20 protein-coding genes are annotated in these 22,817 nt (G+C 59.0%); 15 read left to right on the top strand and 5 right to left on the bottom strand.

Annotated elements, in window-relative coordinates:
• Positions 1-24 precede the first annotated feature (24 nt).
• From ACY8D3_RS11455 to pepN, 3 genes are all read left to right on the top strand, one after another.
• Positions 25-285, top strand: coding sequence for a YeaC family protein (locus ACY8D3_RS11455; RefSeq protein ID WP_462378904.1), 261 nt, complete (start codon positions 25-27; stop codon positions 283-285).
• The gene (locus ACY8D3_RS11450) at positions 285-1,115 is read left to right on the top strand and encodes a DUF2797 domain-containing protein (RefSeq protein ID WP_462378903.1); all 831 of its coding nucleotides are present in this window, start codon (positions 285-287) and stop codon (positions 1,113-1,115) included. Before ACY8D3_RS11455 ends, ACY8D3_RS11450 begins: the two co-directional genes overlap by 1 nt.
• A 175-nt stretch (positions 1,116-1,290) precedes the next feature.
• Positions 1,291-3,963 carry an aminopeptidase N gene (pepN, locus tag ACY8D3_RS11445; protein WP_462378902.1) on the top strand — a complete coding sequence of 891 codons (2,673 nt, stop codon included), beginning with the start codon at positions 1,291-1,293 and terminating at the stop codon, positions 3,961-3,963.
• 47 nt (positions 3,964-4,010) lie between these two features.
• Here pepN and ACY8D3_RS11440 read toward each other — a convergent pair whose 3' ends face one another.
• Positions 4,011-4,451, bottom strand: a complete 441-nt coding sequence (locus ACY8D3_RS11440) for a YbaN family protein (protein WP_462378901.1) — start codon at positions 4,449-4,451, stop codon at positions 4,011-4,013.
• Positions 4,417-5,001, bottom strand: coding sequence for a YecA/YgfB family protein (locus tag ACY8D3_RS11435; RefSeq protein ID WP_462378900.1), 585 nt, complete (start codon positions 4,999-5,001; stop codon positions 4,417-4,419). The genes ACY8D3_RS11440 and ACY8D3_RS11435 overlap by 35 nt, the downstream gene beginning before the upstream one ends.
• 222 nt (positions 5,002-5,223) lie before the next feature.
• Here ACY8D3_RS11435 and recQ point away from each other — a divergent pair, with 222 nt between their 5' ends.
• The 9 genes from recQ to ACY8D3_RS11390 all read left to right on the top strand — a co-directional run bounded on the left by recQ (position 5,224) and on the right by ACY8D3_RS11390 (position 15,907).
• Positions 5,224-7,356: a DNA helicase RecQ gene (gene recQ, locus ACY8D3_RS11430; RefSeq protein ID WP_462378899.1), complete on the top strand. Its 2,133-nt coding sequence runs from the start codon at positions 5,224-5,226 to the stop codon at positions 7,354-7,356.
• Between the two features lie 201 nt (positions 7,357-7,557).
• Positions 7,558-8,553 carry a GTP 3',8-cyclase MoaA gene (moaA, locus tag ACY8D3_RS11425; protein ID WP_462378898.1) on the top strand — a complete coding sequence of 332 codons (996 nt, stop codon included), beginning with the start codon at positions 7,558-7,560 and terminating at the stop codon, positions 8,551-8,553.
• A 213-nt stretch (positions 8,554-8,766) separates the two neighbouring features.
• Entirely contained in the window at positions 8,767-9,036 is a 270-nt protein-coding gene (locus ACY8D3_RS11420) for a DUF3509 domain-containing protein (RefSeq protein ID WP_462378897.1), read from the top strand.
• A gap of 189 nt (positions 9,037-9,225) precedes the next feature.
• Positions 9,226-9,381: a hypothetical protein gene (locus ACY8D3_RS11415; protein WP_462378896.1), complete on the top strand. Its 156-nt coding sequence runs from the start codon at positions 9,226-9,228 to the stop codon at positions 9,379-9,381.
• A gap of 103 nt (positions 9,382-9,484) precedes the next feature.
• Positions 9,485-9,925, top strand: a complete 441-nt coding sequence (locus ACY8D3_RS11410) for a PA2169 family four-helix-bundle protein (RefSeq protein ID WP_462378895.1) — start codon at positions 9,485-9,487, stop codon at positions 9,923-9,925.
• Positions 9,926-10,184: 259 nt separating this feature from the next.
• Positions 10,185-12,500: an ATP-binding protein gene (locus ACY8D3_RS11405; protein ID WP_462378894.1), complete on the top strand. Its 2,316-nt coding sequence runs from the start codon at positions 10,185-10,187 to the stop codon at positions 12,498-12,500.
• Positions 12,469-12,945 carry a response regulator gene (locus ACY8D3_RS11400; RefSeq protein WP_462378893.1) on the top strand — a complete coding sequence of 159 codons (477 nt, stop codon included), beginning with the start codon at positions 12,469-12,471 and terminating at the stop codon, positions 12,943-12,945. The genes ACY8D3_RS11405 and ACY8D3_RS11400 overlap by 32 nt, the downstream gene beginning before the upstream one ends.
• Before the next feature lie 14 nt (positions 12,946-12,959).
• Entirely contained in the window at positions 12,960-15,359 is a 2,400-nt protein-coding gene (locus ACY8D3_RS11395; RefSeq protein WP_462378892.1) for a response regulator, read from the top strand.
• Positions 15,356-15,907 carry a biliverdin-producing heme oxygenase gene (locus ACY8D3_RS11390; RefSeq protein WP_462378891.1) on the top strand — a complete coding sequence of 184 codons (552 nt, stop codon included), beginning with the start codon at positions 15,356-15,358 and terminating at the stop codon, positions 15,905-15,907. Before ACY8D3_RS11395 ends, ACY8D3_RS11390 begins: the two co-directional genes overlap by 4 nt.
• A gap of 14 nt (positions 15,908-15,921) precedes the next feature.
• Here ACY8D3_RS11390 and ACY8D3_RS11385 read toward each other — a convergent pair whose 3' ends face one another.
• Positions 15,922-16,788, bottom strand: coding sequence for a DUF6685 family protein (locus ACY8D3_RS11385; RefSeq protein WP_462378890.1), 867 nt, complete (start codon positions 16,786-16,788; stop codon positions 15,922-15,924).
• 107 nt (positions 16,789-16,895) lie between these two features.
• On the opposite strand from ACY8D3_RS11385, the gene ACY8D3_RS11380 reads away from it, so the two are divergent.
• Positions 16,896-17,123, top strand: coding sequence for a DUF2835 domain-containing protein (locus ACY8D3_RS11380; protein ID WP_462378889.1), 228 nt, complete (start codon positions 16,896-16,898; stop codon positions 17,121-17,123).
• A gap of 76 nt (positions 17,124-17,199) precedes the next feature.
• Positions 17,200-18,225 (top strand): quinone-dependent dihydroorotate dehydrogenase, encoded by a 1,026-nt coding sequence (locus ACY8D3_RS11375; RefSeq protein WP_462378888.1) that lies wholly within the window; start codon positions 17,200-17,202, stop codon positions 18,223-18,225.
• 106 nt (positions 18,226-18,331) lie between these two features.
• Here the strand turns inward: ACY8D3_RS11375 and rmf are convergent, their stop codons facing one another.
• Positions 18,332-18,547, bottom strand: coding sequence for a ribosome modulation factor (gene rmf / locus ACY8D3_RS11370; protein WP_462378887.1), 216 nt, complete (start codon positions 18,545-18,547; stop codon positions 18,332-18,334).
• A gap of 451 nt (positions 18,548-18,998) precedes the next feature.
• Between rmf and rlmKL the strand changes: the two genes are divergently transcribed.
• Positions 18,999-21,185, top strand: coding sequence for a bifunctional 23S rRNA (guanine(2069)-N(7))-methyltransferase RlmK/23S rRNA (guanine(2445)-N(2))-methyltransferase RlmL (rlmKL, locus tag ACY8D3_RS11365; RefSeq protein WP_462378886.1), 2,187 nt, complete (start codon positions 18,999-19,001; stop codon positions 21,183-21,185).
• 46 nt (positions 21,186-21,231) lie between these two features.
• On the opposite strand, the gene dacB is transcribed toward rlmKL, so the two are convergent.
• Positions 21,232-22,701 carry a D-alanyl-D-alanine carboxypeptidase/D-alanyl-D-alanine endopeptidase gene (gene dacB / locus ACY8D3_RS11360; RefSeq protein WP_462378885.1) on the bottom strand — a complete coding sequence of 490 codons (1,470 nt, stop codon included), beginning with the start codon at positions 22,699-22,701 and terminating at the stop codon, positions 21,232-21,234.
• Positions 22,702-22,817 lie beyond the last annotated feature (116 nt).

Genomic DNA, 22,817 nt, shown 5'->3' with positions numbered 1-22,817 from the left:
TTACGCTATCTAGCCGAGGTGTCCATGTCGTCCTTCGCCCAGCTTATCCAGAACATCACCCCGGATATCTATGAGAGCCTCAAGCTCGCGGTAGAGACCGGGAAGTGGTCTGATGGCCGAAAACTCACTCAGGAGCAGAAGGAGCTGTCGCTTCAGGCGGTCATCGCCTATGAGGCAAAGCACCTGCCGGAGGATCAACGGACCGGTTACATGGGACCGCAGCAATGCAGTTCCAAGGAAGTGCCGGTCGAGAACATCCTTTTCAAGTCGGACGCCATTCACTGATGCAGGAACTTGGTCGTGGCGCCCTTGAGAAGATGAGGGTGCAGCTGGATACGCCTGTTCAGTACAAGCTTCGTCTCGGTGATGCCGAGATTTCTGTCAACCCGCTGATTGGCCGCCCTATCCGCCTGGAGTATCTGGGTGCCATTCACTGCACGCACTGCGGTCGCAAGACGAACAAGAGCTTCAGCCAGGGTTATTGCTACCCTTGTTTCAAGAAGCTGCCCCAATGCGATACCTGCATCGTCAGCCCCGAGCGTTGCCACCATGAGCTTGGTACCTGCCGTGATCCGGCCTGGGGTGCTGAATTCTGTATGACCGACCACATCGTCTACCTGGCCAATTCGTCCGGCATCAAGGTAGGGATCACGCGTGGGACGCAATTGCCGACGCGTTGGCTGGATCAGGGTGCCATGCAGGCACTTCCCATCATGCGCGTATCCACCCGACAGCAATCCGGTTTTGTGGAAGACCTGTTGCGAAGCGAAGTCGCCGACCGCACCAATTGGCGCGCGCTGCTCAAGTCAGATGCGGCCCCGCTCGACTTGATCGAGATACGCGAAAGGCTGTTTGATCGCCTCGCCGAGGGAATCATGGGGCTGCAAAATCGCTTCGGTCTCCAGGCGATTCAGTTGCTCGCGGATGCCCGGCCAGTTGATATCCGTTATCCGGTCGAGGTCTATCCAACGAAGATCGCGACGTTCGATTTCGAGAAGACACCTATCGTCGAAGGTACGCTGATGGGTATCAAGGGCCAGTACCTCATGCTGGATACAGGCGTCATCAACGTTCGCAAGTTCACCGCATACAACGTCGCAGCCAGCGCCGCCTGATCCGCGTTCGTCTTTCAACCTCACAGTGCGCTGCGTAAGCCGTCGTGCTGAGGTAATGTAACGACATGTCATCGTCTGCGCGTCGGGGCTCACACGGCTTCGATGGCGCAGCGCGTCGTACCCCATCATTCGTGGCGACATCGCTGAGGCGACGTCGCTCACTCAAGGAGGCTTCATGCGCACCGATCAACCCAAAGTCATCCACCTCAAGGATTACCTGGCCTCCGATTACCTGATCGACGAAACGCATCTGACATTCGAGCTGCATGAGGACCATTCGCTGGTTCACACGCAGCTGGTGATGCGGCGCAATCCCGATCGTGTCGGGGAGTCCGCCGACGTCGCGCTGCCTCCACTGGTTCTGGATGGGCAGCATCTGGAACTCCTCAGTCTGTCTCTCGATGACACTGAGCTTCAGCGCAGCGACTATGTATTGGACGAAAACCACCTGACGTTGCAGCCCACCGCCGAGCAATTCGTGGTCGACAGTACGGTGCGCATTCATCCCGAGCAAAACACGGCCCTGGAGGGGCTGTACAAGTCAGGCAAGATGTTTTGCACACAGTGCGAAGCAGAAGGATTCCGCAAGATCACCTATTACCTTGACCGCCCGGACGTGATGAGCCGTTTCACCACAACGGTGTCTGGCGACCAGGCGCGCTATCCGGTGCTGCTTTCCAACGGGAACCCGATTGCAAGCGGTACGGAAGAGGGCGGCCGGCACTGGGCGACGTGGGAAGATCCGTTCCGCAAACCCGCCTACCTGTTCGCTTTGGTCGCGGGTGACCTCTGGTGTGTGGAAGACAGTTTCACCACGATGAGCGGACGTGAGGTCGCGTTGCGCATCTATGTCGAGCCTGAAAACATCGACAAATGCCAGCACGCGATGGACAGCCTCAAGAAGTCGATGAAGTGGGACGAGGAGGTCTATGGTCGAGAGTACGATCTGGACATCTTCATGATTGTCGCCGTCAACGATTTCAATATGGGCGCCATGGAGAACAAGGGCCTCAACATCTTCAACTCCAGTGCGGTGCTGGCGAAGGCGGAGACGGCCACGGATGCCGCCCATCAGCGTGTCGAGGCGATCGTCGCGCACGAATACTTCCACAACTGGTCCGGCAACCGCGTGACCTGCCGTGACTGGTTTCAGCTTTCGCTCAAGGAAGGCTTCACCGTTTTCCGCGACGCGGAATTCAGTGCCGACATGAATTCACGAACGGTCAAGCGCATCGAGGACGTTGCTTATTTGCGGACGCATCAGTTCGCCGAAGACGCAGGCCCCATGGCCCATCCCGTTCGCCCGGATTCGTTCATCGAGATCTCCAACTTCTACACCCTGACTGTTTATGAAAAGGGTTCGGAAGTCGTCCGTATGATCCACACTTTGGTCGGTGCCGAGGGCTTCCGTCGTGGGTCGGACCTGTATTTCGAGCGTCATGACGGACAGGCTGTGACCTGCGACGATTTCGTCAAGGCCATGGAAGACGCCAACGGAATCGATCTCACGCAATTCAAGCGCTGGTATAGCCAGTCGGGCACGCCACGGCTCGACATCACCGAGACATTCGACGAGGCGCAGGGCCGCTACGCGCTCACGTTCCGTCAGAGCTGTCCGCCAACGCCAGGGCAGACCGACAAAGAGCCCTTCGTTATCCCGGTCGAACTTGGTTTGCTCGACGCACGTGGCCAGGCCCTTCCGCTTCGACTACAAGGTGAATCGGAAGCGCAAGGCACATCGCGTGTGGTCTCGGTCACCGAACCCGAGCAGACTTTCGTATTCGAGGACGTTTCAGAGAAGCCATTGCCCTCGTTGCTGCGCGGTTTTTCCGCGCCGGTGAAATGGAGTTTTCCGTACGACAGGGACCAACTGATGTTCCTGATGCAGCATGACACCGATGGCTTCAATCGTTGGGATGCTGGGCAGCAACTGTCGGTCCAGGTCCTACAGGATCTGATTGCACAGCAGCAGCGCGGTGAACCCATGCAGCTTGATACGCGCCTGGTCGACGCCTTCGCTCACGTGCTCTCGGATACATCGCTGGACCAGGCCATGGTTGCGGAGATGCTCAGCCTGCCATCGGAAGCCTATCTGACGGAAATCTCGACGGTTGCTGATCCAGACGCCATTCATGCTGCACGCGAGCACGCTCGCCGATTCATTGCCGGTGCGTTGTTCGACGTCCTCTGGAAGCGCTACCAGGAAAATCGCGCGATATCCCGCGCGACACCCTACAAGGCGCAGGCAGACGAAATCGCTCGGCGAGGGCTCCAGAACATTGCGCTGTCCTACCTGATGCTGGAAGGGCAGGACCAGGTTCTGCAGGCCTGTCTCGACCAGTTCGAGAACAGCGACAACATGACCGAGCGCCTGTCGGCCATGGCCATTCTCGTCAATTCGCCATTCGATACCCAGCGCCAGCAGGCACTCGAGTCGTTCGCAGAGCAGTTCAAGGATGACCCGCTCGTCATGGACCAGTGGTTCAGCGTGCAGGCAGGAAGCCCGCTGCCTGGGGGCCTTGAGCGCGTGCAGATGCTGATGAACCATCCAGCCTTCACGCTCAAGAATCCCAACAAGGTAAGGGCGTTGATCGGTGCGTTCGCCAATCAGAACCTGGTCAATTTCCATAGTATCGACGGCGCGGGCTATCGCTTCCTCGCAGATCAGGTGACCGCCTTGAACGCGATGAACCCGCAGATCGCGTCGCGCCTGCTTTCTCCACTTACGCGCTGGCGCAAGTACGGTGCTGAACGTCAAGCACTCATGCGCGGCGAACTCGAACGGATTCTCGCATCGGGTTCTTTGTCCAGCGATGTGTACGAGGTCGTCAGCAAGAGCCTTGCCTGACGGTGTTGCAGCCAGCCACTAATATGGTTGGCTGCAGATAGCAGGGTTCAGAGCGGACGTGTGGGTTGGCGAAGAATATAAAGCGTGACGAGTACCGCGCAGGTCAGCAGAACGAGCCTGACCCACAGTACGTCAACGATCCAGGCTGAGAAGCCGATACTCGACCATAGCAGGCCGACGGCCCAGTATTTGGCCTTGAGTGGAATGCCTCGACCATCGAGATAGTCCCGAATCCATGGGCCGAGCCGCGGATGTGAGGTCAGCCAGCGATAAAAGCGGGGCGAGCTGCGGGCAAAGCACCCTGCGGCCAGTAGAAGAAAAGGCGTGGTCGGTAACAGCGGCAGAAAGATTCCGAGTACGCCGAGCGCGACGCTTAGAAAACCAATTGAAATCAGCAGTGCCCGCACCAGCGGATGACGCACGGTGTGGTGTGCGCCATCCGTGGCTGGCAAATCAGTGGCGGGGCTTGAGGAGCGCGGGCTTTTCATCCGGCGCGTTGCACAGCAGGTAAAGGGCAGTCAGCAATTCCGGAATCTGTTCGACCATGCTGGCAACCAGGTCTTCATCGCGCGCAATCTCGGCAAATTCTTGCTGTTCCTCGAACAGGCCCGAGCCCACCATGATCGGCAACAGTAGCTCACTCACTTCATCTTCGGAGCCTTCGAACCATACGGCCTCGCGCAGGAAGACGCCCTCCATGAAACCGATGCACCAGCCGCGTAGATCAGAGTCGTCCGGGTCGTCGCCCAGGTCCAGATCGCAAGGCAGCTGCATGTCCTCGTCACTGGCCAACTGACGCGCGATGTGGGCCTTGAGAGCCACGAGCGCGCTCTCGATATCCTCACGTTCGGCATCATCACGGTAATGAGGCGGTTCAGCAAAAAGGGCGTCGATCCACTCGCGCTCCGGGACGTCCACGGGGCAAATGCACAGCGCGGTCAGGTAACCGTGTGCGGCGACGTAATCGAGCGCTTCCTCGTGCAGATCGTCGGCATCGAGAAATGCCTGAAGGCGGGTGAATTGCTCAGCAAAGGACATCGGCGGTTACCTGGTGGATTGAAACGTGGGTGATTCTATCCCGTAAGGCCATGTCGACGCGCGCGTTCGCGGATCTTTTTTGGCGCACTTGGGTAGACCGCGTGTCGGGCAAAAGTTGCCCACTCTGTGTGCAGACGGTCGCACGGCCCTATTTATCCTGTGTGTCCGTATAATGACCGCCGTTTTCTGCCGTGGTCGCCACGGCTCTTGATTGGAGTGTTCATGCTCGACCACGCCCAGCGCATACTCAAAGATGTCTTCGGTTATGACGCGTTCAGGGGACACCAGGCGTCGATCGTCGAACGCGTCGCCAGCGGTGGTGACGCGCTCGTCCTGATGCCCACCGGCGGCGGCAAATCGCTCTGTTATCAGGTGCCTGCGCTCATGCGTGATGGGTTGGCGGTCGTCGTTTCACCGCTCATTGCGCTGATGGATGACCAGGTTGCAACACTCGAAGAACTCGGGGTTGCGGCCGTCGCCCTGAATTCGTCCCTGGACGCCGAACAACAGCGCGACATCGCTGCGCGTATCCGTAGGGGCGAGGTCAAGATGCTGTATCTCGCGCCGGAGCGTCTGGTTCAGCCGCGCATGTTGTCTTTCCTAAGCGGGCTGGAGATAGCGCTGTTCGCCATTGACGAGGCGCATTGCGTGTCCCAGTGGGGGCATGACTTCCGCCCCGAGTACATGCAGCTCGGGCAACTCGCCGAACAGTTTCCATCGGTACCACGGGTTGCGCTTACCGCGACGGCGGACAAACGTACCCGCGAGGAAATCGTTCAACGGCTGCAGCTCGACGATGCCGAGCGTTTCCTTTCCAGCTTCGATCGGCCGAATATCTTTTATCGAATCCTGCCCAAGGATCAGCCGCGCAAGCAGTTGATGGCGTTCCTCGAGCAACGGCGGGGTGATGCCGGCATTGTCTATTGCATGTCGCGCAAGAAGGTCGAGGAGGTCGCGGCATTTCTGTCGGAGCAGGGCTTCCCGGCCCTGCCTTACCACGCAGGGCTTTCGAACGAACTGCGTTCCTTTCACCAGCGGCGGTTCCTTAACGAGGAAGGGCTGATCATGGTGGCAACCATTGCGTTCGGCATGGGCATCGACAAGCCCAACGTGCGCTTCGTGGCTCACATGGACCTACCCAAGTCGCTTGAGGCGTATTACCAGGAGACTGGGCGCGCTGGTCGAGACGGTTTGCCCGCCGATGCGTGGATGGTCTACGGCCTGCAGGACGTGATCTTTCTCAAGCAGATGCTGGCCAATTCCGAAGGGGATGAGCGCCACAAGCGCGTCGAGCAACACAAGCTCGATGCAATGCTTGCGCTTTGCGAGGAAACGCGGTGCCGTCGCCAAACGCTCCTCGCCTATTTCGACGAGCACATGCCTGAGCCATGCGGACACTGTGACAACTGCCAGGATGGTGTCCAGACCTGGGATGCAACGGAGCCCGCCCGGCAGGCACTGTCGGCGGTATACCGTAGCGGGCAGCGCTATGGCGTCGGACATCTGGTAGACATCCTGTTGGGCCGAGACAACGAGAAGATTCGTGCGCCCGGCCACCAGCAACTGGCTGTCTTCGGTGTTGGGAAAGCACTCAACGAAGGCGAATGGCGGACGCTTTTCCGGCAGTTGGTCGCCCGTGGGTTGGCCGATGTCGATCTGGAAGGGTTCGGTGGACTCAGGCTGACCGAAACCTGTCGGCCATTGCTACGCGGTGAGGTCAAGCTGGAGCTGCGTAAGGACATCAAGCCCAAAGCCGCGAAATCGGGCGCTAGTGCCGCAAGCCAACTTGTCAGAGCGGAAGAGCGCGATCAGTGGGAGGCCCTGCGAACACTGCGGCGCAAACTGGCTGAAGAGCATTCGGTGCCGCCCTACGTCATCTTCCCTGACGCAACTCTACTGGAGATGCTTCGTGCGCAGCCGCGAACGCTTTCGGACATGGGGCGCATCAGTGGGGTAGGTGCGCGCAAGCTAGAGCGTTATGGCGAGGCGTTTCTCGCGGTTCTTGGTGACGGTGCGTCCTCGGCGCCGGCCCAACTGTCACCGGCTGATCTGCGGCATGAGTTGGTGAGCCTGGCGCGCGCGGGCATGACACCTGTCCAGATCGCGGGTCAATTGAATTGCAGTGAGCGCAATGTGTTTAGCCTGCTTGCCGAGGCCATTACGGCGGGTCAACTGTCGCTAGACCAGGCACTCGATCTGCCAGAGTCGCTCATGGATGAAATCCAGGACGCGTTTCTGGATGGAGAGGGCGAGCTACCCCCCGTCTCGGCTATTGCACCGCAGTTCCAGGGGCGAGTCTCTGAACCGGTGCTGCATTGCGTACGTGCGGCGCTCCAGGCTGAATTCGAACTCTGATCCTTGAGTGCCGCGGATGCTTATGTCTGGGCGCGCTGTCAAGCATCCGCCCCGAACCAATGGTGCCGATCTTCGGTCCGCTGTAGGGCGGCAAGGACGGCGTTCGCTGTGGGGCGATGCGCCGGTGCTGTAGACTATTGGCCTGTTCCCCCGTTCTTGAGTCGGCAATCAATTGCTCCGCTGACGCTGTAGGAGATCTAGATGACCGATGATCGCTTGATCGATCCGTTTGGCAGACGTATCAGCTATCTGCGTCTGTCCGTGACCGATCGCTGCGACTTCCGTTGCACGTATTGCATGAGCGAAGACATGGTTTTCGCGCCTCGCTCCCAGATTCTCAGCCTTGAGGAGTTGGAGACGGTTGCGACGACGTTCATGAGTCTTGGCGTCCGACGCATCCGGATTACCGGCGGTGAGCCGCTCGTGCGCAAAGGCCTGCTTGGATTGCTGCAGTCGCTCGGCGCGCGAGCCGAGCTGGAAGATCTGTCGATCACCACCAACGGCTCGCAGCTGGCCACCATGGCGAGCGACCTGCGCAAAGCAGGCGTGACACGTCTGAATATCAGCCTTGATTCACTGGATCGTGATCGTTTTGCCGCGTTTGCCCGACGCGACAAGCTCGGCCAGGTGCTCGACGGGATCGAGGCTGCGCGCGATGCCGGTTTCGAGCGGGTCAAGCTGAATAGCGTGATCCAGAAAGGTCGAAACGACGATGAGGTTGCTGATCTCGTTGCGTTCGCCGTTGAGAAGGGCGTCGACATCAGCTTCATCGAGGAGATGCCGCTTGGCAGCGTTGTGAGCCATGAGCGCGCGGTAACGCTGTGCACCAGTGATGAGGTTAGGGCCTTGATCGAGCCTCGGTTTACGCTGCTGCCCAGCCAGCATCGTACGGGTGGTCCGTCCCGCTATTGGCAGGTGGCAGGTAGCGAAACGAGGGTAGGCTTCATTTCGCCGCACAGCCGCAACTTTTGTGGAGATTGTAATCGCGTGCGCGTCACCGCAGAAGGAAAGCTGGTGCTCTGCCTCGGACACGACGGAGCACTTGATTTGAAAGGGCTGATGCGTCGATATCCAGGCGAGCCTGAACGGCTGCGCAATGCAATTATCCAGGCACTTCGACTGAAGCCTGAGCGGCATCACTTCGAGGCAGACGAGCAGGTCCAGGTCGTGCGGTTCATGAGCGTAACGGGTGGTTGATCAAACCTGCAGACGGTGAACGACGACATCAGGCGAGCGTCGTCGTTCGTTTTGCCCGGCAAACTGCAGTGGATCTTGCATTATGCAATGCTTCGACACTCTCTGTTTTTTATAAATCACTGAAATACAAAGGTTTTTATCTTAACGCGACATTGGCATCAGCTATGCAGCGTACTCCTGCAATACGCATTGCTTAATCGGGAGTACATAACAATGTCCACAGTTGTCCAGCACATCATCCGCTCGTTCCCGGACTACTCCATTCAAAGCAAGCCTCGCCCTGACGGCTTTCTGCTCGAGTTCAGCAGCCGCGACTCCGAGATAGAATTTCGCCGCGTTCTACCTAAGCGCTTCGCTTCTGAAACCGATAGCGAGGCGTTCATTCACGGCATTCGCCGCGACCTGGCGATCATGAATGGCCAAGTTCCGCCGAAGGACTCGTTGCGCAAGCTGCGTAATATCGGCCTTCCCAGCTACATGTAACGCTTCCCTCTCGGCAGGGATGCCGTTCCGCAGCAGCGCAAGCTGCGATGTTAGGCGCGGTTCGACATGGCTCAGGCTCATGCGATCGCGCCTTGTTTTTTGTTCCAGGCAGCGACTTGATTGATCGATGTCAACGGCCGTGACGGGCCGTGGGCGCAGGATGACGTTACCTCTTCAGGAGTCAACGCCATGAACCTGCACCTCAGCGACCTCACGCGCCATGCGCTGTTCCAAATCCTCTCGCGCCCACGCCTGGTTGCGTCTCCTTCGCTCGAAAAGCAGCGCCGCCTGCGCCGCGAAGAAGCGGCATACCGCTGCGGTGTTTTCGGAGCAGTTGGCGGATAGCGTGCTAGATTTTTCGACAAGCGTCCGCCGAACCTGATCGTGTCTTCTGAGTCGACTCCACAAGGACAGCAAACTTTGTGATGACGGCAGATCTGGAGGCGCGATGGATAACCCGAGCGTTGTGTCGCTACTCGATTCGCTTATCGAAGCATGTATGAACCAAGAGGCCTGGCTACGGGATTGTGCGGATTCGCTCAACTCCGGCGTATCAAGGCGCTGTATCGATAGCCATGCCAAATCCTGCGCGCTGGCCACTAACGAGCTTCAACAAATGGTCCGCTCACTCGGCAGTGATCCAGCCGAAGGGCGGCCCGTTTTCGGTGCGCTGCGACAGCAGTGGCTAGACGTGGCGAATCTTTTCTCGCTGACCAGCCACGATGGCCTACTGCGCGAGTGCCTCCGCTGTGAAGCCAGCACAGGCCTTATTTATCGCCACGTACTGGATCAAGACCTGCCAGCCAACGTTCGGTTGATGCTCGAGCGGCACTACCTGATGCTGCTTCGGTGCCAGGATGAATCCAAACGACTCTGCAGCACTGGCTAGTTCGGTATCGATGACCCCGGTCGATTCCGCCTTTCACGGGCCATAGTTCGGTTGAAATACCGCTTCGCTTGCTCGTCGGTCGGGTGCGGGCTGTCCGCTGTACTTTTCTGGTTTACGTGAGTCTCGCATCCATGCAGACTTTCAATCCGTTTGCGAGGTCGCGTCCATTCGTTTCCCATACGAAGGCGAACTTGCAAAGCCCTGATCCCTCGCGTCGTTCTGACGCTGATGTCAAAACAAGTAGCCAAGGAGAAGTATTTTGGTATCGAGCCTGACGGCCGCAGAGCTGGCGCGTGCCGGCGAGAATTGCGCGAAAGAGCCGATCCATATTCCTGGGAGCATTCAACCTCACGGCTTCATGCTTGTCTGTGATCCGGACAGTTACGAAATCCTGCAGGCAAGTGACAACGTCAAGGTGTGGCTAGGGGTGGACGTCGACCAGGTGCTCGGACGACGCCTTGACGATCTCATCGCCGACGTCGCTCCCCTGATCCAGCGTGTAGACGACTTCGTCGGTAAGGAAAGCAATCCATTTCACCTTGGTGACATTGCGCTCCCAACGACAGATGAGCCTCGCAGGCCTGTGGCGATATTGGCGCACCGTCATGACGGTGTCCTGTTCGTCGAGTTCGAATCATCGAACCGGGACGAGTCGGCGTATGTCGATCTTTATCCATTGGTCCGTACCTATCTTGATGAGATACAGCACGCCGAGGACATAGATCGGCTCTGTCGCCTTTCAGTCGATGAGGTCAAGCGTATTACCGGCTTCGGTCGGGTGAAAGCGTACCGCTTCGATGCCGATGGCAACGGCACAGTGATCGCCGAGCGGCTGGACGATGGCTATCCGAGTTACCTCGGTTTGTGTTTTCCCGCTTCAGACATTCCCAGGCAAGCCCGGCGTTTGTACGTGGCCAATCGAATTCGGGTCATACAAGACGCCAATTATGTCCCGTCCAAGATCGTACCGAGCATCAATCCCAAAACGGGGCAACCCCTGGATCTGAGTTTCGCTGCGCTGCGCAGTGTTTCGCCGGTGCACCTGCAGTACATGCGTAACATGCAGACATTAGCATCGATGTCCATTTCCCTCGTGGTTCGAGGGGAGCTATGGGGTCTGATCTCCTGCCATGACCTCAAGCCGCGCATGGTGTCCAATCAGACCCGTACGGCTTGCGAGCTGCTAGGTCGGGTGCTTTCGCTGCAGATTGAGGCAAAAGAGGCAAATGCGAAGACAGAACGGCTACTCGAGCTGCGCCGTGACATTGTTCACATGCTGTCTGCCATGGCTGACGTCGATAGCGTGAGCGACGGACTGCTGGCTGATACGCCAAGGTTTTTGGGCTTTGTTCGCGGTACGGGCGCGGCGATTATTTCCGCCTCTCGTTGTGAGCTGGTAGGCGAGACCCCTCCGGAGGCCGTCGTCACTTCGCTTGTGAAGTGGCTGTCACGACGATCTCTTCAAGATGAGGTGTTCCAGTCCGACAATGTCGCCCGCGACGTTCCGGATTTGCCGCTCCTGTCGGAATACGCTGCTGGCGTGCTGGCGGTAGCGATATCCGAAATCCATTCCCACTATCTGATCTGGTTCCGTTCCGAGCAGGTGCGGACTGTCAATTGGGCCGGTAAACCGGAGAAATCCGTCAGCCCTACCGGTAGCCTGCATCCGCGCCACAGCTTCGACCTGTGGCAAGAGCGTCTTACCGGCTTCTCGTTGCCATGGGACCCGCTTGAGGTCGAAGGCGCCTGGGAACTTCGTAGCGCGACGCTCGGCATTGTCTTGCGCAAGGCTGAGGAACTCGCACAGCTGGCCGGCGAGTTGAAGAAGTCGAATAAGGAGCTGGAAGCGTTTTCCTACAGCGTATCGCACGATTTGCGCGCGCCGCTGCGCCACATTGCCGGTTATGCCGAACTGCTCGGTGATTTTGATGGTAGCAAGCTGTCCGAGCGTGGCCAGCGTTTCCTTGATCACATCAGTGAGTCAGCACGATTCGCCGGCACGCTGGTCGATAACCTCCTGAGCTTTTCCCAGATGGGTCGCGCCGCGTTGCGGCTTTCCGATGTCGATCTGCGCTCTCTGGTGGAATCGATCCAAGGTGAGATGCAACCGGACTGCGAAGGCCGTCCGATCGAATGGAAACTGCATGATCTGCCGGTCGTTATCGCCGATGCGGCATTCATACATCTGGTGCTACGAAACCTGCTCTCCAACGCAATCAAGTACACCCGCGGTCGCGAGCCCGCCATCATCGAGGTCGGGGTAGAGACTCATCCCGATGAAACGGTGGTGTACGTGCGTGACAACGGTGTTGGCTTCGACATGGAATATTCCGGCAAACTTTTCGGGGTTTTCCAACGCCTGCATCGAATGGAAGAATTCGAAGGCACCGGAATTGGTCTGGCGAGCGTTCGCCGCATTGTCGAGCGCCACGATGGCCGGGTATGGGCCGAAGGCGTGATCGGGCAAGGTGCCACGTTCTATTTCAGCTTGCCCAAGCGCAAACATTCCACGAATCTGTCTGAAGTTTTTGACGAGACCGCTGATGCTCAAACCCATTCTTCTGGTCGAGGATAATCCTCGCGACCTCGAACTGACGCTCGTTGCATTGGAGCGAAGTCAGTTGGCCAATGACGTCATCGTACTTCGCGATGGCGCGGAGGCACTGGACTATCTGTTTCAGCGGGGCGCTTACGAATCGCGTGCTGAAGGCAATCCAGCCGTACTGTTGCTCGATTTGAAGCTGCCAAAAGTGGATGGCCTTGAAGTGCTCAAAGCGGTGCGCGAATCAAGCGAGCTGCGCAGCATTCCCATCGTCATGTTGACGTCGTCCCGTGAAGAGCCTGACCTGCAGCGGGCCTATGAGCTCGGCGTCAATGCCTATGTGGTCAAACCGGTCGAGTTTCGGGACTTCGTGGCTGCCATTTCTGAACTGGGTATCTTCTGGGCTGTCCTTAACGAGCCTCCGCCCGGTTCGCTGCGTCTCCAGCGGCGGCGGTCCTCCCTGGATTCCGATGTCTGACTGAACGGCCTTTAATGCTGCCTAAACCCCTGAAACTCCTACTTATCGAAGACAGCGCCCACGACGCTGAGCTTACGCTGCTTACGCTTGAACGAAGCCTGGGCCAGATCGACGCGCGCGTCGCGCACGACCATCAGGGCGCAGAGCGTGCGCTGTCGGAATCGGACTTCGACCTTATTCTCTCCGATTACCTGCTGCCGGGGTCGTCCGGTGCAAAGACTTTGCAGATTGCGCGTCGCCTGGCGCCACACACCCCGTTCATCTTTCTGTCCGGCATTTTCGGTGAGCAGCATGCCGTCGAGATGATGCGCCAGGGCGCAGTCGACTATGTGCTCAAGCAGAATCTGGGCTTTCTACCGAAGGCGGTCCAGCGGGCTCTGGCAGAGGTCCATGAGCGTCAGCAGCGGAAAAAGGCCGAAGAAGCCCTGGAAGAAGTCGAGGTTCGCGCACGGCTTGCCATCGATGCTGCGCGGATCGGCATGTGGGACTATGACCCCGCTACGGATTGCTTTGTACTGGATGAGAGGTGCTTGGCGCTCTGTGAGCTGCCAGCCGGGTCGGAGCTGTCCGTCAGATGCTTCTTCGAACTGTGTCATCCCGATGACCGGCCGATGCTCCAGTCAAAAGTGCACGAGGCGTTATCGGTTAACAGCGGAAACGAATACCAGGCCGAATTCCGCCTGCAGTTGGCCAGCGGCACCGAGCGATGGATATCCAGCCGTGGCCGCGCGTTTTTCGAGCGCGGGTCCTGTGTACGGTTCATCGGTGTATTCATCGACATTACCGAGCAGAAACAGGCCACTGACGCGCTGCAGCGTCTGAACGAGATGCTGGGTGAGCGGGTAGAACGCAGGACACGCGAACGTGATCGAACCTGGGAGCTTTCCCGTGACCTCCTGGCGGTGATGCGCCTCGACACGACGCCGGTCGCACTGAACCCTGCCTGGAGCGAGACCCTTGGCTGGCCTCGCGAAACGCTACTGAGCAAACCGATTTGGGAGCTGGTACACCCCAGTGATCTTGATGCAACGCGCGCTGAAGCCAGGAATGTCGCGCAGGGCAATGTGTCGACGCGCTTCGTGAATCGTATGCGTCATGCCGACGGGGAGTATCACTGGCTTTCCTGGACCATCGTCCCTGACGGCGGGTTGATGTATGCAGCCGCGCGAGACATTACCAGTGAACGAATGGTCGTCGAGGAGCTGGCGGCCACCAACCAGCGACTTCGTGAGCAGATCGAAGAGCGTGAGCGTGTAGAGGCGACGTTGCAGCAGATGCAGCGTCTCGAAGCGGTAGGGCAGCTGACCGCAGGCGTGGCACACGACTTCAACAACCTTCTGACGGTCATCCTTACGAGCGCAAGCTTCCTCGTTCGTGATCTTGAAAGCGGAAACCTCAAAAAGGCGCCTTCCCGACTTCAGAACATTCGCGAAGCAGGCGAGCGCGGGGCCAAGCTGACAGGGCAGCTGCTCGCGTTTTCACGCCGCCAGAGGCTGGCTCCTGAGCCAATCAACCTCAATGACACGGTCATGGGCATGATCGAGCTGCTGCAGAGTACGCTCGGTGGCAGTATCTGGATCGAAACGCGTACGTCAGAAGATATCTGGCATGCATTAGTGGACCCGACGCAAATCGAGCTCATCATTCTTAACCTGGCAATCAATGCCCGAGATGCCATGGGGATGGGCGGCACGCTTCGCTTGTCTACGTTCAATGAAGTGGTCGATCGCCTGCCAATAAGGCCAGAAGAGCCCGAGCCCGGTGACTATGTTGTCCTGTCCGTGCAGGACACCGGCAGCGGCATGAGTGACGAAGTATTGGCAAAGGCGTTCGAGCCGTTCTTCACCACTAAGGAAGTCGGGAAGGGTTCCGGTCTGGGTCTGGCACAGGTATTCGGTTTTGCGAAGCAATCGGGCGGCGGCGCACGGATTACAACCGAACTGGGTGTCGGGACTACGGTGAACGTCTACTTGCCCTGCGTGCGGGATGTTCAGGTAACCGATCCTGATGTTCACCCTTGCAGCACGCAGGCATCCCATGACGGCCAGCAGCATACGATTCTGTTGGTAGACGATGATCCAAGCGTTCGCGAAGTTACAGCGATGATGCTCGATGCGCTTGGTTACCGCGTCATAGAAGCCGACAGCGGAAGTTCAGCGCTAGAACAGCTGGATGATTCGGTGAGCCTGTTGCTGGCCGACTTTGCAATGCCGGGTATGAATGGTGCCGAGCTGGCGCAGTTGGCGAGACAGTCCTACCCATCCCTGCCCATTGTGTTCGTGACCGGGTATGCCGAGCTTGGCGGGTTGAATGAGAACGAAGCGCTGGTCGTGCAGAAGCCTTACCGTGGCGACGAACTGGCAGAAAAGCTCCATACGGCGCTGCGTTTTGGAGTAGGGGAGCGAATCGAATGAGTGCACGTGCCCATCTCAAGGAGGCGAGCGCTCAGTTGCACGCCCAGGTAGACGAGGCATTCGCCAAGTACCCATTGAGCACGCGCGATGGTTATCAGCGATTTCTGCAGGCCCACGCTTGGGCACTTAGCCGAATTGAGCCGACGATCGAGCGAGAAGGCATTGCGGACATCTTGCCCGATTGGCCAGAACGTCGGCGTCGTGAGGCGATTAATGAGGACCTAGCCGCGCTTGGGGCGACCGCGCCTGGACCCGCGCCAATCGTTATAACGCTCGATGCGCCGGCGCTGTGGGGCGTTGCGTATGTGCTCGAAGGCTCCAGACTGGGTGCGCGGTACCTGTCGCGTGCCGTACAGGGCGCTGAGTTCGATGAGTCTGGTCCTCCGCTGGCGTATTTAACCCACGGGCAGGAGGCTGGCCTCTGGCCGCAGTTTATCAAGCGACTCGAGTCCGTGAGCGATAGCCTTGACCAGGCTCGCGTGCTCGAAGGCGTGCACTGGTGTTTTTCGGTTTTTCTCGATGCAGCCAGGTTGGATCCTGGCCGCTGAGCATTTTCTGGCGTTTACAAGTCGGCGAGATGAAGCGATTGCAGATGGGCGACCAGGTTGCCCATGCCCGCCAACAGCAGTCCTTCACCCAGCGCGGCAGCTTCGGGGCTGCTCTTGGGCAGCATCAAATACTCCGTACCGTCGCCACTGCCCAATGGCGCAAGGCGCGCGTACGGCGCGCCACTTTCCACAAGCAATGAGAGGAACGCGGGATTACTCCAGCTTTCAGGCGCGAACGCGAGGGCGTAGTAACGCGCATTCAGGTTGCGTAAACCGCTGTCTGAAAATGCATACCGCGTTGTCTGAACCGTTAGTGGAACTTCCAGCGCGCGACGGCGTGCATAGATAACCGCGCAGGCGAGCGCTTCGACATGCTCAACACCGTCGAGGAAAATGCCCGAATGGCGCCAGCTCGCTTGGCGCGCTTGATACGTATGGTTTTCAGTGCCGGCCGGAAAGGCCAGTCTTAGGGCCTTTTCGAAGTCGCTGAAGCTGAGGATGCGTACCGTACGGTCCGTGCGGTTGGCGAGATAGTCATCGAAGGTTGCGTACGCACAAACGGCGCTATCCGTCGAGACGACGCCTTCCACCTCACGCAGGTCAATCGTCGCCGGGCGCTCGGAACGCGTCATGGTGCGTATCAATGCGGCGCGAGCGTGGGCCTTGTCCTCCTGGACCGGACCGGCGAGTGCGTCACGAGGCAGTTCGGTCAGGCGATGCCACGGCGTGGCGTGCTGCCAGTCGATGCTCGGCTCGCTTCCGGGCATAGGGACTACACGCAGGCGCAAGACACTGGCGGCATCAAGAATCTGCCGCGGTGATCGACCATGAAGGCCAAGCCTCTGGGCGAGCCCGGAGAGCCTGGATGCGAGAAGGTTCATTCTTATCGTCCTCTGACGGTGTTCGTCCGAGTAGCCGGCAAGGCATCCTCGACAGCGCGTCCATGTCATTGAATGATGGCAGGGTCGAACCCAGCCGGAGGCAGCCCGTGCCCACACTTCTGATAGACGTCGCCTTGCCTGCAAACCGTCTGAAGGCAGTCTACCAAGGTCATGCCAATCGAATACAGCTTCGCAGTCGAGACGGACGAAGTGTGAACCTACCTGCATATCACTTGAAACCGTTTGTGACCGAAAACGGCGTTTATGGTTCCTTCGAACTAAGCTTCAGCGACGAGGGCAAGCTGATCTCGCTGAGGCGAGTTCCTGTTCCGTAGCCGCATAGCGACATGGGAGCAGGCGCGGACGCTGCTATAATCAGGCGCACATTTCTTCTCGGATAGTCGCGCCTCCATGTACAGCCTGGCCCGCAAAGCGCTCTTCAAGCTTTCTCCAGAAACCTCCCACGACCTTGCGCTGGATCTCATTGGTGTATCGGGCCGCCTGGGTATCGCCCGTCACCTGGCGCGGCAGCCTGCGTCTCTTCCCGTGACAGTCATGGGGCTGGACTTTCCGAATCCGGTTGGCCTGGCTGCGGGTCTCGACAAGAATGGCGATGCGATTGACGGCATGGCTGGGCTCGGATTTGGCTTCGTCGAGATTGGAACGATCACGCCGCGCGCCCAGCCCGGGAACCCGCGGCCGCGGGTGTTCCGGTTACCGCAGGGTGAGGCCATCATCAATCGCATGGGGTTCAACAACCGTGGCGTCGATTACTTGCTGGATCGTGTGGATGCAGCGCGTTTTAGTGGGGTGCTCGGTATCAACATAGGCAAGAATTTCGATACGCCGGTAGAGCGAGCAGAAGACGATTACCTTTTGTGCCTGGAACGGGTCTACGATGCGGCCAGCTACATAACAGTCAATGTCAGTTCACCGAATACGCCTGGCCTGCGGACACTCCAGTTCGGCGAGTCACTCAATCGGCTATTGGACGCGTTGTCGATCCGACGTGAGGCGCTTGCGTCGACGCGAGGACGGCGGGTTCCTCTTGCCATCAAGATCGCTCCAGACATGACGGACGAGGAAACCGCGCTGGTCGCGGCAGCGGTGCGTGAGGCAGGCATGGATGCAATCATCGCCACCAATACCACACTGAGCCGGGATGGTGTGGAGACGCTGGCACATGCTGATGAAGCGGGCGGTCTTTCAGGCGCACCCGTGCGTGCGAAAAGTACGCAGACCGTACGTGTACTGTCCGAAACGCTGAAAGGGCACTTGCCGATCATTGCTGTGGGTGGCATTACCGAAGGCGCCCATGCGGCAGAGAAGATCGCTGCTGGCGCAAGTCTGGTCCAGATCTATACCGGCTTCATCTATAGGGGGCCTGATCTCATTCGTGAGTCCGTTGATGCCATCGCAGCGCTCAAGGCGCGTTGAGGAGGGGGTCCCCCGCGAGAGACCCCTGGGCGCGTTGCCCGCCGCCTGGGTTAGGCGTGCATTGAGTGATTGCTTACATTGAGTTGTCGGTCAGCGTGATCCCGTATCAGCCAACGGCTTTCAATTCGTTAAGTCTGTGGAGGCCGGCGGTACCGACCAGGCCGTCCCAGTTGTCACCACGACCCTCGCGCCAGCCGTTTATCCAGGCCTGACGGGTGGTGGGGTGACTGAACGGACAGTTATCCCGGGATTTGCCGTGTATGCCGTGCTGATAGCCGCGCAGAAATGCTCGTTCCAACGGATCACGCTTGAGTCTTCTCATAGGGTGCTGCCCTCTAGTAGTGACTATATGTCCCGTTTGTAGCTGTAGGCCCCGAATAGGGCGTGGCGAGCAGGATCGCCATTGATATGAGCTGCCGGCGTGGCTCACATCTGCCATCGCTATTGCGGCGAAGGCTTCACTTACGTTCTAAACCACACTGGCTGTGCTGTGAATGATCGTTTTGTCATAAGAACTACATCTTCGAAGCTCCATGGGTCTGGAAAACGGAACGTTCTGGTGCCTGCTTGGCGCACCTCGCGCCATGGTTGCGACGGGACTGCCTGCGGTGCCCGGCGGCCTCCGCACGAGTGAGCTTGTGCACCTGGGCCGCTTGTCTTGCCGACGACGTGCCGCGCTGTCGCCTCGGCGACCGACACCCGCTGACTTATCATCCAACGGTTGATCCAGATCTGCCTTTTCGAACACGACTTTGCGTTAACAGGAATACTCGATGTCACCTACATATGAATTCGTTCTTACGTGCCCGAAGGGCCTGGAAGGACTGTTGCTCGACGAGGCAGGTCAACTAGGCCTGGAAGAGGCGCGCGAACAGACCGCTGCTGTTCGGGGGGTAGGTGACCTTGAGGTAGGCTACCGACTGTGCCTTTGGTCCCGCTTGGCAAATCGGGTATTGCTGGTCCTGTCACGCTTCGATGTCAAGAATGCCGAATCGCTCTATGACGGCATCAGGGCGATCGACTGGAGCGAGCATCTGGATCCGGGCGGTAGCCTTGCGGTTGAATTCAGCGGGCAGGGCGCCGGTATCGACAACACGCATTTTGGTGCCTTGAAGGTAAAGGATGCCATCGTTGACCAGCTGCGCGAGCAATTTGGGAAGCGCCCGTCAGTAGACAAGGTCGCACCTGACATCCGTGTCCATGTACGCCTCGAGCGGGGTGGTGCAATCGTCTCATTGGATCTTTCCGGGCAAAGCCTTCATCAGCGTGGCTATCGGTTGCAGCAGGGTGCTGCGCCGCTCAAGGAGAACCTTGCAGCTGCAATTTTGATTCGTGCCGGTTGGCCGCGGATGGCGGCTGAGGGCCGGGCGCTCGCGGATCCTATGTGTGGCGTCGGCACGTTTCTGGTAGAGGCGGGATTGATAGCCGCTGACATCGCGCCGAATTTGCGCCGGCAGCACTGGGGTTTTTCACGTTGGCTTAGCCATATTCCGGCCATCTGGAGCCGCTTGCTGGCCGAAGCGCAGGCACGCGCTCATGCGGGCCTTGCGAAGCCACCGCTGTGGATCAGGGGATATGAGGCCGATCCGCGCCTTATCACGCCGGCGCGCAACAATATCGAGCGCGCTGGACTTGCTGGCTGGATCAAGGTCTATCAAGGCGAACTGGCCACCTTCGACCCCAGCCCTGACCGCAATCAGCCCGGCCTGCTGATCTGTAACCCTCCCTACGGTGAGCGCTTGGGTGATGAGGCCAGCCTGCTGTATCTCTATCAGCACCTGGGTGAACGGCTGCGCCGCACGTGCGAGGGCTGGGAGGCTGGTGTATTCACGGGTGCGCCGGAGCTCGGCAAGCACATGGGCCTGAGAAGCCATAAGCAATACGCCTTCTGGAACGGCGCGCTGCCGTGCAAGCTGTTGCTGTTCAAGGTGCAGCCCGAGCAGTTCGTGACCGGCACGCGGCCAACGACAGCGTTGGCTGGTGAGCCTTCGCCGGTGGAAGAAGCCGCGCCTGCACGGCTGTCCGAGGGCGCACAGATGGTTGCCAACCGTTTGCAGAAGAACCATCGCCAGCTCGGCAAGTGGGCTCGCCGGGAAGGGGTGCAATGCTACCGGGTGTACGATGCCGACATGCCGGAATACGCGGTGGCGGTCGACCTCTATGAAGATTGGGTACACGTCCAGGAATACGCACCGCCGCGTTCGATCGATCCCGAGAAAGCCAGGGCGCGCCTACTGGAGGCGTTGTCCGCAATTCCCCGGGCGCTAGGCGTAGACGAATCCCGCGTTGTCGTGAAGCGTCGTGAGCGGCAGACCGGCACACGCCAGTACGAACGGCAGGCCAACACAGGCAAGTTTCTGGAGGTGTCCGAAGGCGGTGTAAAGCTGCTCGTCAACCTGACGGATTATCTCGATACAGGGCTTTTCCTGGACCATAGGCCCATGCGTATGCGCATCGGGCGAGAAGCCAAGGGCAAACGGTTTCTCAACCTGTTCTGCTACACCGGGACGGCCACCGCGCATGCGGCGTACGGTCAGGCGCGCCAGACGGTCAGCGTCGACCTTTCACGCACCTACCTTGACTGGGCGCGCCGGAACCTGTCGCTCAACGGCTTTTCGGACAAACATCAGCTGGTCCAGTCCGACGTCATGGGCTGGCTGGCCGAGGATCGAGGCGAATACGACCTGATTTTCATCGACCCGCCAACGTTCTCCAATTCCAAGCGAATGGAAGGGGTGTTTGACGTGCAGCGCGACCATGTGGAGCTTCTTGATCTCGCCATGGCACGTCTGGCGCGCGGTGGCGTGCTGTACTTTTCGAACAACTTCCGACGCTTCGAATTGGACGAGCGATTGAGCAAGCGCTACAGCGTCGAGGAAATCACCGAGCAAACGATCGATCCGGATTTTGCGCGCAATGCGAAAATCCATCGCGCCTGGAAGCTCATGGCCAGAGCGTGACGCGGCAAGGCCTGGGGGCGCATTGGCGCGCTCCCAGGCCTCACGATCACGGGGTCGGGGGATTGCGGTACAGATCCAGCAGCACCTCATCAAGCGTAGCGCCAGCACCCCACGGACGTGGATGGTTCAGAATGGCAACCACAACCCAGCTGTTGCCATTCCGGTCCCGACTGAAGCCTGCAATGGCACGCACATTATTGAGCGTTCCAGTTTTGATATGTGCCTGGCCTTGCATTTCCGTAGTCCGCAGGCGCTTTCTCATTGTGCCATCCATGCCCGCCAGCGGCAGCGAGCTGATGAACTCGGCCGCGTAAGGGCTCCGCCATGCCGCGCGCAGGATCTGCGCCATTTCCTTGGGGCTTATACGCTCATCGCGCGAAAGGCCTGAGCCGTTTTCCATGACGAGACGGGTCGCGATGATGCCTTTACGGGCCAGCCAATCCCGGATGACCCGTTGCGCAGCCTTTGAATCGTCGCCGTCGGCATCCGTTCGGTAGCGCGCACCGATACTGAGGAACAACTGCTGCGCCATGGTGTTGTTGCTGTACTTGTTGATGTCCCGAATGATCTCCACCAGATCTGGTGAGAAGGTGCGGGCCAGTAGGCGCGCATCGCGGGGGACAGGCGCGAGGCGCGTGCGGCCCATCATCGAGCCGCCGAGTTCCTTCCACATGCCGCGGATCGCCGCCGCGGCGTATCCCGGATGGTCGAGCAGCGCCATGTAGGTCTGAACGCTGCAACCTTCGGCCAGCTTGCCGGCAGCGACGATTGTCACGCCGTCGACGGCATTGACCGGGTTGTAACCCACCTCGGGCCATTCGGTGCACTTGCCGCCGGCGATGGACGTCATTCGATTCTCGATACGGACACCGTCCAGAGGGGGCTCGCTGGTGACCTGGATCTGCCCACCCTCATTGCGCGCAATCATTCGAACGGACTTCAAATTCACCAACAGCGAATCCGGGCCTACAAGATAGGGCTTGTGAGGATCGTCCCCGTCGTCATTGAACGGCTTGAGCTGCGGATGACGGAAATAGCTACGGTCGAGTATCAGGTCGCCCGTGACCTGCCTCACGCCGTTGTTGCGAAGGTCGCGGAGCAGCAACCACAACTTTTCCATGTTGAGTTTCGGGTCGCCGCCGCCCTTGAGGTAAAGGTTCCCATTCAGAACGCCATTCCTGAGCTGGCCGTCAGTGTAGAACTCGGTCCGCCACTGGTATGTCGGGCCGAGCAACTCAAGCGCCGCGAAGGTGGTGATGAGCTTCATGGTCGACGCAGGATTCACGGATACATCGGCATTGATGTAAGTCTCAGGCCCGCGTCCGGTCAGCGGAAGCGTGACCACGGACATTGCGTCGTCGCCAATCTTGGCGGCTTTCAACGCTTTCTGAACGCTTGGCGGCAGCGTGCCGGATGCGACGACGGTTTGCGCTGATACCGCGCACGTAAACAACGCGGTAGCGGCCAGACAAAGAACGCGTCTGATGAAGAGGGAGGAGGGAGCTTTTTTTGCCATAGCTGATGAGGTGAAAAGCGGCATGTGTGTTGCTCGACAATGGTGATGTGACACGGCTGGCATTATGCCCGTCATAGGTTGCCCGCAACAGGTTGCCTTGAGATTGACCCGGGTTT

It is taken from the genome of Pseudomonas sp. Marseille-QA0892 (assembly GCF_054950135.1).
The sequence above is the reverse complement of the archived record's forward strand: the minus strand, read 5'-3'. Positions and strand labels throughout refer to the sequence as shown.